Raw genomic sequence first — 14221 nt, forward strand, 5'->3', positions numbered from 1 at the left:
AGCCATTATGAAAGCTAGGTATAGCCTGAAGGTTTTCTGGATTTGCTGTTTGCTACTGTGGCAGCAGGGGCTGGCGCAGCAGTCATCTAAAGTCAAAACGGCTCATCCGTCGCTGTTGCTGACGGAGCAGGGCGCGCGGCAGATAAAGGAAAGCCTGGGCAGCTACCCCTTGCTGGACCAATCGTATGCCCAACTGAAAAAAGAGGCTGACAAAGCGCTCAAGGCGAAAATGGACGTACCTTTTCCGCGCGACCCCGCCGGCGGGCATACCCACAAACAGCACCAGAAAAACTACAAAACCATGCAGGCGGCGGGCGTGGTGTACCAGGTGACCAAAGACGAACGCTACGCCCGCTTCATCCGGGACATGCTGCTGGCTTACGCTAAAATTTACCCGATTTTGCCGCTGCACCCGGAGGCTACCTCCAAAACACCCGGCAAGCTTTTCTGGCAAAGCCTCAATGATTGCGTGTGGCTGGTGCACACCATCCAGGCTTACGATTGCATTTATACCTGGTTGAGCCCCGAGGATCGGAACACGCTGAACAAGCAGCTTTTCTACCCGATGACGAAATTCTTGTCCGAGGAATCGGCCTATTCTTTTAACCGCATACATAACCACGGTACCTGGACAGTAGCCGCAGTAGGCATGACGGGCTATGTGCTGGGCGATCAGGAGTTGGTGGAGAAGTCGTTGTACGGGTTAGGCAAAGACGGCAAAGGTGGATTTTTTGCGCAGCTCGATCAGCTTTTCTCTCCGGATGGTTACTATACCGAAGGGCCTTATTACCAGCGCTACGCCATGATGCCCTTCGTGCTGTTCGGCAAGGCCATTGCGCAGCACCAACCCAAGTATAACCCCTTTGCCTACCGCGACAGCGTACTGGTGAAGGCCGTGCAAACAACCCTGCAACTCACTTATAACGGCGATTTTTTCCCTCTAAACGATGCCATCAAAGGAGAGAACCTGACAACCGATGAACTGGTATATGCCGTGGATTTGGTGTATGGCTACACAGGCCAGCGCGAGCTGTTGAGCATTGCCAACATGCAGCAGCGCGTCATCCTGACGGCGGAAGGTGTTGCGGTTGCCGCTGCCCTAAGCAAAGGAGAAGCTGTGCCTTTTAACTGGCGCTCGATGGCAGTACGCGACGGTGCGCAGGGAAATGATGGGGGCATCGGTATTTTGCGAAGCGTCGCTGAGCCGGACCATACCTGTGCCGTGTTCAAGTACAGCGCGCATGGCCTCAGCCACGGGCATTACGACAAGCTTTCTATCTTGCTTTACGACAAGGGGCAGGAGGTGCTGCAGGATTATGGCGCGGTACGTTTTGTGAACGTCCTGGAGAAGAACGGCGGCCGCTACCTAGCTGAAAACAAAACTTGGGCGCACCAAACGGTGGCGCATAATACAGTCGTGGTCGATGGGCAATCACACTTTGGCGGTGACATCAGGCGCTCCGAAACGTCGGCACCACAGGGTTTATACTTTAACAGCGAGAACCCAGCCGTTCAGGTCTCTGCCGCCACCACAACCGATGCCGTTCCGGGCGTGAAGATGAGTCGCTACGTAGCCCTTATCCAGGATGCGCAGCTGCAAGAGCCTGTGCTGCTCGATGTGTTTGACCTTGCCTCGGATACTGAGCACCAGTATGATTTGCCCTACTATTATTTAGGAGCATTAACAACCACAAACTTCGAGCGGAAAGAAATTGTAGGAACTACTCTGGGCAAGGATCATGGCTATGAGCACCTGCTGCTGCAAGCCGAGGCAAAACCCGGCAAGGGAGCCGCACAAATCACGTGGCAAAACAAGGAGCAATTCTATACCCTGACAACTGCAGCTACAGACAAAACGCAAGTGCTATTTACTCAGATTGGTGCAACGGACCCAGACCAGAACCTGCGCCATGAGCCGGGGTTGCTGCTTCGGGTGCCACAGGCAAAGCATTATACTTTTGTGTCAGTGGTGGAACCGCATGCCAAACGTAGTACGGCAAGCCAGGTGGCGGCAGTAGAGCTGCTGGTAAAATCTGCCACAGGTATGGCAGTTGGGTTGCGCCTTGCTTCCGGTGAGGAGCGCGTGCTGCTGTTGTCAAAAGGGCCAGTATCGGCAGGGCCTTCTGAAGTTATTTTGGACGGCAAAAAGGTGCGCTGGCAGGGCACGCATTGGTATGGCTTGCGCGGCGAGTTGCCGGTTAATTTATAGTAGCGAATCAGACGCTTCATTTCCAAAATATAAAACTGAAATTGAGTATGTATAGCTTTTCAGATTTCTCTCGATCAGGTATAAAATGTACTTTTTTTATACTTTGCTTGCTAACTGCTTTTACAGCGGCAGCGGCTGCACCTAAAGTGCCGGCAGACAAGGTGCTGACGGAACAGGAGCTGTTTAAGGTTTTGCAAGGAGCAACGGACCCGACGCTGGCACAGGCGCTGCAGCTGCACCAAAAAGGTGGAAAGAAAAACCGCGAACAGGCGGTGCAGCAACTGGCGGCATACTTCCGGCAGAAGGCGGCCGAGCGGTATTATTTTAACTGGCAGCATTTTGATGAGCGGCTAAGCGATTACCTGGCCCGCTTCCCCGAGAAGGTGGCGGCCCATCCGGTAAATGCCGCTTCGCACATGGACCTGTACCCGGCGAAAACTGTTTGGAAGTTGCCTTTCAAAAACCAGAAAGGCGAAGACGTAAATGCGTATGCTGTGCGGCATTTATCGCGCCAGCACAAAGCACCGGACATGGCGCTTAGTCATTTCATCTCTGGCAACGAAAAGTATATCAACTATTTCACGGAGCAGGTGGCCTCGCTAAACACGGCGTTTAATGCGGGCAAAGTGGAGACGCTGGAAGACGGAAACGGCACCTACGAGGCGTTCCGGGGCGGGAACCGCATGCTCAACTGGCTCTTTGCGCACCACGCTTTCTTGGCCTCCGAGCACTACTCCGACGAAGAGCAATTGCTGCTGATACGTACTTTTCTGCACCACGCCGCTTTTCTGTACCGCGATAACCAGCAGTTTAAGTATGGCAACCACCAAACCAAGGGCATGACGGCATTGGCCATGATTGCCATGCTTTTTCCGGAGGTGGAGGAGTCTAAGGTATGGTATGCGCACGCGATGAAACTACTCGGCGAGCACCTGACCAAGGAAATCAACCCGGACGGCTTTCAGTTTGAGCGCACCGTGCACTACCACATCGGCGACATCGACAATTACTTTATGGTATACCAGCTGGCGCAGCGAAATAACATGCCCGTAGATGCCGCCTGGTCTGAAAGCCTGCAACGGATGTTTACCGCTTTGTCAGCCATCGCTTTTCCGAACAAAAACGCTCCGGTGCTACAGGACGATACCGACGAGCCCTGGGCAACGCAAAACGAGATAGGAGAAGCTATGTTGCTCGGGTATTTGGTGTTCAAAGATCCTGCGTACGGCTACTTTGCCTCAGATGCCATCAGCAGTACGTATTACTGGCTAACCTCGCGGGAGCAGCTGCAGGCACTTCAGCAAATCGAGCGCCAAAAACCGGCCTTTACTTCTATAACGCTGCCCGAAACCGGCTACTACGTAATGCGCGAAGGCTGGAACCCGAACGACATGTACATGATCATCTCAACGGGAGTATCCAAGCAGAAACCGGATCATCAGCACGGAGATATTCTAGGGGTTCAGGCTTACGCGTTTGGAGTGCCTTTGCTGCCTAATTACCAGGTGCGTTACTCGCTGCCGGATCTGGAGCTGTTCAAAAACTCGTGGGTGAAAAACGTGGCGCTGGCAGATTCCATTTCGCAGGGACAGCAATATGCAGGCAACTCCGGGGGCAGCGGTTTCGGTAAGTTTGCCGTGCTGCCAAAAGCAACAGTGCAGGTGTGGCAACCAACAGAAACACATGACCTGTTCATCGGTACGCACAACGGCTACGACAAGCAGCAGATCAGCTATACTCGCAAGGTGATTTTTCTGAAAGATGATTTCTGGATCGTGAAAGACATTTTCCAGAGCCCGACTGAACACCGCTACCAGCAGGTGTGGCAAGGCAATTATTCCCTTGAGGATGCGCCTGCTCTGGCCCGGGCCAACTTCGGAGACGCCACCGGCCTCGACATCCTGCAACTGGAGCCTGTTGAGCGTACCACCCTAGGCGGCAATAACGGTAAAAACAGGATTGTGTACCATACCAAACCCGCCAAAAAGCATACATTCCTGACAGTGTTGCGCCCTTACCAAGGCTTCTCTAACCGCATTGAGGCAACCGAAAAGGAGCTGGGCGATTGGCAGTTGTTCGCAGGGAAGTATACCTCTAAAAATACAAGCATACAGGCAGACCATGTGCTGGCGCGCGGCGAGGAGTTTGTGCTTTTCGGCTGCCGAAGCATACAGGTGGCCGGCTTCACCCTGACTTTAACTGAACCGCAGGATCTCAGGCTTGCCATGAAAGGAGAGGTGCTGACGATCAACTCGCTAAGCGCCGAAGAAATCAAACTTACGGCCAGCGGAAAGAAGCAAGGGCAGTTTACTGTTCCGGTTGGCGGGGTTTTGCAGGTGCCGCTTACCACCGCCTCAGCACGATAGATCGTAACGTTGCTGAACTAAACCAGGGTAGGTCTAAAATCATACACATGAAAGCCTGATAATACTTTGGGAAGTATTTGCGAAAAAATGATTAGGTTAGCTAATTAAGTGTCCATTAATAATGAGTACAAGAGCAAACGACCAACAAAAAAAGCAGCGCCAAAAGGAGTTCAAGGAAAGGAAGGCACATCAGGAGTCTCTTAAACTTGCGGCAAAAAAAGCTAAGCAAAATTCATCCAAGAATGATGACAAAAGCTCTGAAAGCAAAGACTAGGCTTGTCTCTATAGATTTCTAAATAGTCTACAGTTCCTCCATCAAATAAGTTTGCTAGGATGAATAAGCTCAGAAAATGAGCAACCTGCCTATCACGTTAAAGCCAAGCCTGAAATGTTATTTTATACTATTTTGTATCTTTAAGCTTTTATCAAGCTATAGAACATGAAAGAAGATAAATTGCTCAACTATATAAAAGATATTTTGAATAACATACCAGCGGATTGGCTGAAGCTAACAACCCACCGGCTGGATATTTATGACGAGAGTTTAGCCAAAACCCAGTTTCTGGAGCAGTTTGAGAAATTATTCAGCAATAATAATTCTGATACAGCAGCATTAAGCGAGCTTCCCACTGCCTACGACTATATTAGGCTTGGTCATCCCTTATCTTCGGTTTTAGAATGGGCAATAGCCAGGTTAAATAATCTAAAACCGGAAGGTGTGATCAGTTTTTCATCCAGAACAGTTCCGATTTTAGCAGTTCTAAGAAAAAACCTTTTAGACGATAAACACACCCAGATTTTATATACTGGTGAGTTACCGGATGCCTTTGATGCTGAAGTTATTAAAAGCGTTTACGGGTATAAATTCGACCTAAAGCAGGTTGAGAATGTAGAGGGTATTACTGAGTTTAACGGCAGCACCGTTTTTGTGACACAAGATGATGCAATTGGTCATCTAAATCTTACCCCACACATTGATTTCTACATCAGTATTCATCCTGATTTGGGTAGTATATTACTGGTTAACGGGGAACAGAATGAGTCATACATTTCAGAGATTCAGCATGTAAGAAGGAGAGAGACAATCGCCATGACCCCAGCCAATTGTTTTGTTGCCTTGCAGCAGCTGATAGGAGAATCTTCATCTGATACGGAGAAAAGTGATTTCGAAGCAAACAAAGCACTTGTCTTAGATACCATAAAAGAGGTTACCGCTACCAATACAAATGCACTGCTTGGTTCCTCAGGGTTATCTATTCAGTATGCGATTATGATGGGCTTGGTGCACGATGCCCTGGAAAACCACAAAGGGAAGGCCATCAAGTTTGTTGTTCCTCCGAATTGCTATGGCGGAACCAACGACCAGGCTAGGCGAGTAGCTGCTTGCTTGGATAATGTTGAAGTCATGGACCTGCCAGTTGACGGTGACAATGACATGGTGCAAAGTATTGAGGCAGTGCTGGCGAATATAGCCAGCCAGGATGCTGTTCCGTACATAATCGCTGAAATACCTACAAACCCAAGAGTAGAGGTTCCGGACCTTTTAAAACTAAAGGAGGTTTTAAGCAAAGAGCGTAAAACTGCAACAGGAGGAACTGCTATTGACCCAGTATTTATCTTAGATCAAACCTTTTGCCCTAATGTGCAATTTTTGAGCAAAGACGGGGTTTTCTCAGCCATCAGGGCCATAGCTTATGTTAGTGGTTCTAAATTCCCAAGTGGAGGCAAAAGCACCGCAGGTTATTGTGTGGCAAACACAAAAGCGGAAGACTTGCTGCAAAAAATAGAAAAGCACCTTATACTTTGCGACAACGAGGCTACAGCGCTTCAAACCGAAATACTGGCTAAGCAACTGCCTTCCATGAACGAAAGGATTGAAGCTGCTTATAAGAACACGCGTGCGTTTGTAAACTTTATTAAGGAAACTCTACCAGAGGCGAAGATCAATTTCGTTTCAGAAGAATTGGCAAATGAAGGGTTTACCCCTTCTGTGTTCTCCCTGGATTTGCCTACTAAAGGAAATACGGAAGAGGAAAGAGAGACTTATAAAAGAGCGCTGAATAATAAGCTGATCCATATGATGATCAATGAAATACCTCAGGAAAGTAAATATTGCGTGAGCTACGGACAGTTGAAGGGCTGTTACTGGACCATACCAGCAACATCCACACAGGGTACAACCAAAGAAGCCGACAAAGATTACATTGCCCGTGTAGCTTTATCGCCGGACATGGATCTGGAACGCCATAAAAAGGTGTTTCTGGAGTTTGTGAAGGAAATAAAATCTTAGTGGGGTGGTATTGTCCAGCTTGCTCTGGTGCTTGTCACAAGCAAAATAAAAAAGGCCTTAAGTGTTGTCTGAAGGCCTTTTTTAGTAGTCCGTAGGGGAATCGAACCCCTGTTGCCAGAATGAAAATCTGGAGTCCTAACCCCTAGACGAACGGACCATTCTGTCGTATTGTGGTGCAAATATACGGCAAAGCTCTTACAAGGCAAATGTTTTTTTATGTTTTTAGCCTTGTTTTACGTAATTAACTAAGAATCAGCTTAGAAAAAAATATTGGTTTTCCTTAATCGGAATCGTAACTTCGCACCATCAAAAATTTAAACAAATCAATCCCAAATACCATGTCTAAAATTAAAGTTGCAATTAACGGTTTTGGCCGTATCGGCAGACTTACTTTTAAGGCCCTTCTGGAGAAGGACAACGTAGAGGTAGTGGCTATCAACGACCTGACCAACACAAAAACGCTGGCGCACCTGTTGAAGTATGACTCAGTGCATGGCCGTTTTAATGGTACAGTGGAAGCCTCTGACAACGGTATTATCGTAAATGGAAGAGAAATCCAGATCACTGCTGAGCGTGAGCCGAAGAACTTGCCTTGGGGCAAACTGGGCGTTGACGTGGTGCTGGAGTCTACTGGCCGTTTCGTTGACGAGCAGGGTGCTGGTGGTCACCTGGAAGCAGGTGCCCGCAAAGTGGTTATCTCTGCGCCTGCCAAAGGCAACATCCCAACTGTGGTACTGGGTGTGAACGAAGAGATCCTGAACGGCGAAGAGACCATCGTTTCTAACGCTTCGTGCACGACTAACTGCCTTGCGCCAATGGCGAAGGTGCTGGACGACGCTTTCGGTATCGAGAAAGGTTATATCACCACAGTTCATGCTTACACAGCTGATCAGAACCTGCAGGATGCGCCTCACAGCGATCTGCGCAGAGCCCGTGCCGCTGCTTACTCTATCGTGCCTACTTCTACTGGTGCTGCCAAGGCCGTTGGTCTGGTACTTCCACACCTGAAGGGCAAACTGGATGGCGTAGCAATGCGCGTTCCTATTCCGGACGGTTCTTTAACTGACTTAACCGTTGTATTGAAGAAACCAGCGACGAAGGAGGAAATCAACGCTGCGATGAAGAAGGCTGCTGAAGGCGAAATGAAAGGCATTCTGGAGTACACGGAGGATCCGATCGTTTCTATCGATATTATCGGCAACACGCACTCTTGCATCTTCGACGCAGATATGACATCGGCCAACGAAACACTTGTGAAAGTGGTAGGCTGGTACGACAACGAAGCTGGCTACTCTAACAGAGCCGCCGACCTGATCGCCAAAATTGGCTAATCTTAGCTTCTATACCTTATTTTGCAAAAGCCCGCCTTTTTGGCGGGCTTTTGTATTTATTGGCGTATATAAAAGATTTCTACTATATTTTGTGTAAAATGCTAATTGCCATATCGATTAGGGTAGCATAGCCGTAATTTAATAGCAGGAATCAACCATTGTACAAACCACAACAGAACTTATGAGAAGAATACTTGTTCCCACCGACTTTTCTGACCAGGCCAGAAACGCTTTTGAAGTAGCCGTAGCCATCGCGCAGAAGACGGGTGCCGCCATCAAACTGCTGCACGTTGTTGAGATGCCTTCTTCGTATTCCTTCAGTGCTACCGGTGACCTGGTAGGTGGCAATGGCATGGAGCAGGTATACATGATGAAGCTGCTGGAGAACACCCGGTACCGTATGGCGGAGTTGGAACGGACCATCGCGCATCAGGGAGTGGAAGTGGTGCAGGAAGTGGATACCGACAATGTGATCCGAAAGATCAAACGTGTGATCAGTGATGACAAGGTAGACCTGGTGGTGATGGGTTCCAAGGGCTCCAGCGGTATGGATGAGTTTCTGATAGGTTCTAACACAGAGAAGGTGGTGCGCACAGCAGCGTGCCCGGTCTTGACGGTGAAAGGGCGCATGCCTCATTTTAATATCCGCAATATTGTGCTGGCTTCTGATTTTAAGCGGGAGATCGGCTCGGCGGTAGAGAAGTTTAAATATTTCCAGCATGTGTTTGGCGCCAAACTTCACCTAGTTTACATCAATACGCCGGGGGCGTTTGAGTCAACGAACACGCTGCGGCTGCGTATGCAGACAGCCGCTGAGCGCTACGGGTTGCAGAACTTTACCATCAATGTATACAACGATACGATAGAAGAAGATGGCATTCTGCACTTTGCGGAGGAGATGAAAGCCGACCTGGTGATGATGGCCACGCACGGTCGCACCGGCCTGTCGCACCTGCTGAGCGGCAGTATCGCCGAAGATCTGGTGAACCATTCCAACATTCCTGTGCTGACCTTCCATCTTAAATAGAGCTAGGTATAGCATCCACGCACAAAAGCCCGGCCCTTGTCGCCGGGCTTTTTTTATTCTATCCCGGAAAGGGCTATTTTTGCGTAAAGTCTTTGATATGACAAAACACCCCCATATTCGGTTTATCATCAATCCTACGTCAGGGCCTAAAAGCAGGGTAGACGTTGCCGCCCGCATCAAGCTGCACCTCGACCACGACAAGTATGGCCACGACATTGTGTATACCGACTATGCAGGCCATGCCACAGAGTTGGCAAAGCAGGCTGCTGAAGGTGGCTGCGCAGTAGTGGTGGCAGTTGGGGGCGATGGTACCGTAAATGAGGTAGCACGAGGCCTGCTGCGCACTGAAACGGCGCTGGGAATCATTCCAAGGGGCTCAGGCAACGGACTGGCCCGACACCTGCAGGTGCCGCTCAGCGTGGATGGGGCGATCCGTTTCATTAATCAGGGCCATCGTTCCAAAATTGACAGCGGCAACATCAACGGCCACCCCTTTTTCACGACGGCAGGTATAGGTTTCGATGCGTACATCAGCTCTGTGTTTGCGGGCAGCAAGCGCCGCGGGCTCAAGACTTATGTAGAGCTGATCCTGAAAGAAGTGCGCAACTACCGTCACCTGCCCATTAAGGCGACTATCAACGGCAAAACGATCGATACGGATATGTTTGTCATGGCCTTTGCCAATGCCGCCCAGTATGGCAACAATGCCTACATTGCGCCGATGGCCAATATCCGCGATGGCTTGCTCGATGTTTGCCTGGTACGGCAACTGGATATGCTCAAAGCCCTAAACCTGAGTTACTCCATGCTGGCCAAAAAACCAGCCGGAGCCGACAGCGCCGAATATTTTAAGGCAGAGAAAGTGGAGGTGATCACAGACCATCATATCATGTACCATGCCGACGGAGAGTTTATTGGTAAGGCCTCTGAGTTTATTGTGGGCATGCTGCCGCAGTCGCTGCATGTGGTGGCGCCTTGCGTATAAGTTGATAGATACAAAAAAGCATTATGAGTGATAAGAATAAAAAAGGAAGACAGGGGGTAGTGTATTCCACTAACTCAGACTTCAACTACGATTATGAGCAGGAGCATGAAGCCGATACATTACCGCCTCAGCAGCAGAACCTGAAAGTCATGCTCGATAAAAAGTCGCGGGGCGGTAAGCAGGTGACACTGGTAGCCGGCTTTGTCGGTTCTGACGAAGACTTGAAAGAACTGGGCAAAATGCTCAAGAACAAGTGCGGGGTGGGCGGCTCAGCCAAAGACGGTGAAATACTGATACAGGGCGACTTCCGCGATAAGGTCATGCAAGTCCTGCAAGCCGCTGGGTATAAAGCAAAGAAAGCGGGAGGGTGATTTTAGTTAGAAAGTTTGGAAGTGATAGTAAGCATTTTGACTTTCTAACTTTTAAACTTCTAAACTTTCTAACTTCCTTAACGGTCCCCGAACATGGTAGAATTTGGTGGATTTAAGGACGAAGATCTTGCCAGCCAGAACGGGTGCTTTGGGCGGGCGTGGTTTGTATACCTGCGCTGCACCCTTGTTTGGGGCAGGTATACGCTCATAGCCCAATGTCTCTAGTTTGTCCTCCAGCCCACTTTGCGAAATCGTCTTGACAGGTATACGGAGCTCCGTCCTGCGGTACCAAACCAAAAGTGCCGTTGTGAACATAAGCGAAAAGATGGCCGCATTGGATAGAATCTCCTGGATGGCTGTTCCGGCGTCCTCCCCAAACCTTCCACTCAAACCATACCAGGCAGCAGTCAGCAGCCCATACATCCCGAAGAAGTACAGATTCAGTTTTACAAAGCGCTGCAAAGTATAGTTTTTCACTTAATGTAATACCTTATTCGGTTGGTATATTGTGATTGATTATTATGTTGTTATAAAATTGTAAAGGCAATGGAGTATATATTGCCAAAACTCCCCAACTTTCTAACTCCTAAACTTTTTAACTTTCTAACTCCCCAACTCCCTCACTTTTTCCAGATCCTCCGGTGTGTCGATGCCGATGGTTTCAAACTCGGTTATGGCAGTAGCAATGTGGAAGCCATTTTCGAGCCAGCGCAGCTGCTCCAGCGATTCGGCCAGTTCCAGGCCTGATGGCGGCAATTGGGTGATCTGCTCCAGGATATCGGTGCGGTAACCGTAGATGCCGATGTGCTTGTAGTAGGTATGCTGCTTGTGCCAGATATCGTTGGGCACATTGCGGCAGTAAGGTATAGGTTGGCGGCTAAAGTAAAGCGCTTCGCCAGCCCGGTTAACCACCACCTTTGGGGCGTTCACGTTAAACAATTCCTCCGCCGTTTCGATTTTCTTGATGAGTGTGGCGAGTTGCGTTTGCAGGTTCCGGAAGCAGGAGGCTACCAGGTCAATCTGCTCCGGCCGGATGAAAGGCTCGTCGCCCTGTATGTTGATGACGTAGTTGAAGGACTGGCCATGCAATTGGTAAGCCTCGAAGCAGCGGTCGGTGCCGCTCTGGTGATGTTCCGCTGTCATGACGGCCTTTCCGCCAAATGACACGACATGGTCCAGAATACGCTGATCGTCAGTGGCCACAACTACTTCAGTTAGAGAAGAACTGGAAGCTTGTTCGTACACCCGCTGTATCATAGTTTTACCGTTTATAACAGTAAGGGGCTTTCCGGGGAAGCGGGTAGAAGCGTAGCGGGCAGGTATGATGCCAAGAATTTCCATAGGGCGGGGCGTTAAGATAAAGCTTGCCAGAAGGAGGCAAGCCGGACAAATTTACATCAATAGCGGCATTATTTTATTTCTTTTTGACGGAGACAACCCGTATTCCGTCCATCGCTCTGCTCTGGGTAGACAGACCACAGCGGCGGTCTATCTGCTCACCTAAACGAACAAATTCGATGATGACCGGCATCTGGCCCTCTACCTTGAACGATTCGTCGATGTCGTCTTCGTTCTCCGGTTTATACTTTTTGTCGTTGATGATCACTTCAAAGCCACAGCCGTCCACCATATATTCACCCGACCAGACAAGGGTTGCTTCCGCAGTTTCAGAGTCTTGTTGCATGGTGTCCTGGCAGGATGTGAAAAAGAAGGCAGAAAAGCCAATTATGGCTAGCAGTACAAGTTTACATTTCATAGGGATCTGTTTTTAAGTTAAGGTTAGCAATGAACGTTGTAGGGTATCTATATTTTTTTGATGGATATAATTTGGATGAACTGCACGGACTGCGAGGCAGGGAGCATACCGCACTGTATATCTTTTCTCCCCTGTAAAATAAATTTCACATCGACCGGTATGGGTTCGGAAGATTTGAATGACTCGGCTATATCTTGCTCGTTTCCAGGTTTATAAATCTGTTCGTCTATTTCAATCCTGTAACCACATCCATCTGCCGCGTAATCCCCGGACCAGGTGAGTGTAGCGGTTGATTCTACAATAGACAGGTCTTTGCAAACTTCAGCTTTGCAGCCAAAAAGCAGGAGAGTGGCCAAAAGTAGGGAGTAAGGTAGAAAGTGCTTCATCAGGTATAAGTTTTAGTGTATAGTATATCTACACGACCCAGTATGATGCCAAATCGTTGCATCGCCCATTCCTAAACTTTCTAACTTTCTAACTTCCAAACTCTCTAACTTTCTAACTCTCTAACTTGTGACAATTTTCTTCACTCGTAGCGCAAACGTGCTCTGGTCGATTACCTGTACTGTGTCGCCTTTCTCGATGAAGCCGTCGCGGGCCTGGGCGTCGTAGAGGTTGTCGTCGATCATCACGCGGCCGGAAGGGTTCATGGGGGTATGGGCTATACCTGTTTTGCCGATAAGGTGCTCAGCGGATTTAGCGGACTGGTAACCTTCGTTGCTGTGGAAGGTGTTGCTGAGGACGACCCGTTGCATAGCACGACTGCCCAGCACCCGGTTCCAGGTCATGGCCACGATCACGACAGCCCCAATCATACCCAGCAAGACAGATATCAGGCTTTCCATCAGCTGATCGGAAGGCACAAAGGTGAAGTCGAAGGCCTGGTTGTTGACCATGATCAGGAGCAGGGAGAGGAAGACAAGTACAATGCCGCTTATACCTGTCACCCCGAAGCCTGGCACAACGAAGACCTCCAAGCCAATGAGCACAATACCCGCTACGAAGAGCAGGATCTCCCAATGCTCTGCGAGCCCGTTTAGGTAGTAGGGCGTCAGGTATAGCACACCGGCCACGATAGCCGCCATAAGCGGGAATCCCACACCAGGCGTCTGCAGCTCAAACCACAGTCCCCCGATGATAACGAGAATCAGAATGCCGCTGATGACGGGGTTCAGGAAAAAGGCAATGACCTTGTTCGTGGAGCTCAACTCATAGCGAATGATTTCGGCGTCCTGCAGGTTGAGTTTTTGCAGTACCTCTTCGATGTTGTTTGCCTGTCCTTCGCAGTAACCATGTTTGATAGCCTCGGAAGTAGTGAGCGTCAGTACCTGACCGGCTGAGAGCGTGCTGTCTACGCTGGCCTCGACCATGGCCTCTGCCAGGTAGGGGTTGCGCCCGTTGGCCTCGGCAGTGGAGCGCATGATGGAGCGCATGTAACTCTGATACTTACCCGGCGCAGCCTCACCATCGGCACCTACCACGGTGGCCGCCCCGATGTTAGCCCCGGGTGCCATGTATATGCTGTCGCAGGCGATGGAAATGAGGGCTCCGGCAGAGGCGGCGTTTTTGTCTATGAACACATAAACAGGCTTGGGGTATTCCAGCAGGCGCAAACGAATGGCATCAGCATCGTTCAGCGCTCCGCCAAAGGTGTTGAGCTTGAGCAGGATGTGGTCAGCCTCCACGCGAGTCGCCTCGTCCAGCGCCAGTTGGGTGTAGCGGTTGGTGCGTGGGTCTATGTTGTCCCCGATCTCCATGATAAACACCTTTTGCTTTTTTTTCTCCTGCGCCAGGGTGTCGGAGGGGAGAAGCAGGCCAGCCAGCAACAGGAAGAGCAGCTGCCACTGCCAGAGTTTTGCGTTAGATTTCATACATTTGGGCTCGTT

The 14221-nt window shown here is 49.7% G+C and carries 13 protein-coding genes and 1 tRNA gene; 8 read left to right on the forward strand and 6 right to left on the reverse strand.

Annotation, left to right across the window (positions count from 1 at the left end):
- Positions 1–7: 7 nt before the first annotated feature.
- The 4 genes from H9Q13_RS01350 to H9Q13_RS01360 all read left to right on the forward strand — a co-directional run bounded on the left by H9Q13_RS01350 (position 8) and on the right by H9Q13_RS01360 (position 6865).
- On the forward strand, positions 8–2209 hold the full coding sequence (locus tag H9Q13_RS01350) for a heparinase II/III domain-containing protein (RefSeq protein WP_191181960.1): 2202 nt from the start codon (positions 8–10) through the stop codon (positions 2207–2209).
- 107 nt (positions 2210–2316) lie between these two features.
- The gene (locus tag H9Q13_RS01355) at positions 2317–4575 is read left to right on the forward strand and encodes a heparinase II/III family protein (protein WP_191181961.1); all 2259 of its coding nucleotides are present in this window, start codon (positions 2317–2319) and stop codon (positions 4573–4575) included.
- 121 nt (positions 4576–4696) lie between these two features.
- Positions 4697–4849 (forward strand): hypothetical protein, encoded by a 153-nt coding sequence (locus H9Q13_RS17945; RefSeq protein WP_224743997.1) that lies wholly within the window; start codon positions 4697–4699, stop codon positions 4847–4849.
- A 165-nt stretch (positions 4850–5014) separates the two neighbouring features.
- Positions 5015–6865, forward strand: a complete 1851-nt coding sequence (locus H9Q13_RS01360) for a PLP-dependent aminotransferase family protein (protein WP_191181962.1) — start codon at positions 5015–5017, stop codon at positions 6863–6865.
- 85 nt (positions 6866–6950) lie between these two features.
- Here the strand turns inward: H9Q13_RS01360 and H9Q13_RS01365 are convergent.
- Positions 6951–7022 (reverse strand) — tRNA-Glu (locus tag H9Q13_RS01365).
- 181 nt (positions 7023–7203) lie between these two features.
- On the opposite strand from H9Q13_RS01365, the gene gap reads away from it, so the two are divergent.
- The 4 genes from gap (at position 7204) to H9Q13_RS01385 (ending at position 10579) form a co-directional block, all read left to right on the forward strand.
- A complete protein-coding gene (gene gap, locus H9Q13_RS01370; protein ID WP_191181963.1) occupies positions 7204–8196 on the forward strand; it encodes a type I glyceraldehyde-3-phosphate dehydrogenase in 993 nt (330 codons plus the stop codon).
- A gap of 181 nt (positions 8197–8377) precedes the next feature.
- Positions 8378–9223 (forward strand): universal stress protein, encoded by an 846-nt coding sequence (locus H9Q13_RS01375; protein ID WP_191181964.1) that lies wholly within the window; start codon positions 8378–8380, stop codon positions 9221–9223.
- A gap of 97 nt (positions 9224–9320) precedes the next feature.
- A complete protein-coding gene (locus H9Q13_RS01380) occupies positions 9321–10208 on the forward strand; it encodes a diacylglycerol/lipid kinase family protein (protein WP_191181965.1) in 888 nt (295 codons plus the stop codon).
- 23 nt (positions 10209–10231) lie between these two features.
- Positions 10232–10579 (forward strand): translation initiation factor, encoded by a 348-nt coding sequence (locus H9Q13_RS01385; protein WP_191181966.1) that lies wholly within the window; start codon positions 10232–10234, stop codon positions 10577–10579.
- A 51-nt stretch (positions 10580–10630) separates the two neighbouring features.
- Here the strand turns inward: H9Q13_RS01385 and H9Q13_RS01390 are convergent, their stop codons facing one another.
- The 5 genes from H9Q13_RS01390 to H9Q13_RS01410 all read right to left on the reverse strand — a co-directional run bounded on the left by H9Q13_RS01390 (position 10631) and on the right by H9Q13_RS01410 (position 14206).
- A complete protein-coding gene (locus H9Q13_RS01390) occupies positions 10631–11056 on the reverse strand; it encodes a hypothetical protein (RefSeq protein ID WP_191181967.1) in 426 nt (141 codons plus the stop codon).
- A 126-nt stretch (positions 11057–11182) separates the two neighbouring features.
- Positions 11183–11920: a 3-deoxy-manno-octulosonate cytidylyltransferase gene (gene kdsB / locus H9Q13_RS01395; protein ID WP_191181968.1), complete on the reverse strand. Its 738-nt coding sequence runs from the start codon at positions 11918–11920 to the stop codon at positions 11183–11185.
- A gap of 73 nt (positions 11921–11993) precedes the next feature.
- Positions 11994–12335 (reverse strand): hypothetical protein, encoded by a 342-nt coding sequence (locus H9Q13_RS01400; RefSeq protein ID WP_191181969.1) that lies wholly within the window; start codon positions 12333–12335, stop codon positions 11994–11996.
- Between the two features lie 47 nt (positions 12336–12382).
- The gene (locus tag H9Q13_RS01405; RefSeq protein WP_191181970.1) at positions 12383–12721 is read right to left on the reverse strand and encodes a hypothetical protein; all 339 of its coding nucleotides are present in this window, start codon (positions 12719–12721) and stop codon (positions 12383–12385) included.
- Between the two features lie 120 nt (positions 12722–12841).
- Complete coding sequence (locus H9Q13_RS01410; protein WP_191181971.1) at positions 12842–14206, reverse strand: NfeD family protein; 1365 nt, start codon at positions 14204–14206, stop codon at positions 12842–12844.
- Between the last annotated feature and the right edge of the window lie 15 nt (positions 14207–14221).

It is taken from the genome of Pontibacter aquaedesilientis (genome assembly GCF_014773225.1).
Classification (GTDB): Bacteria; Bacteroidota; Bacteroidia; order Cytophagales; family Hymenobacteraceae; genus Pontibacter; species Pontibacter aquaedesilientis.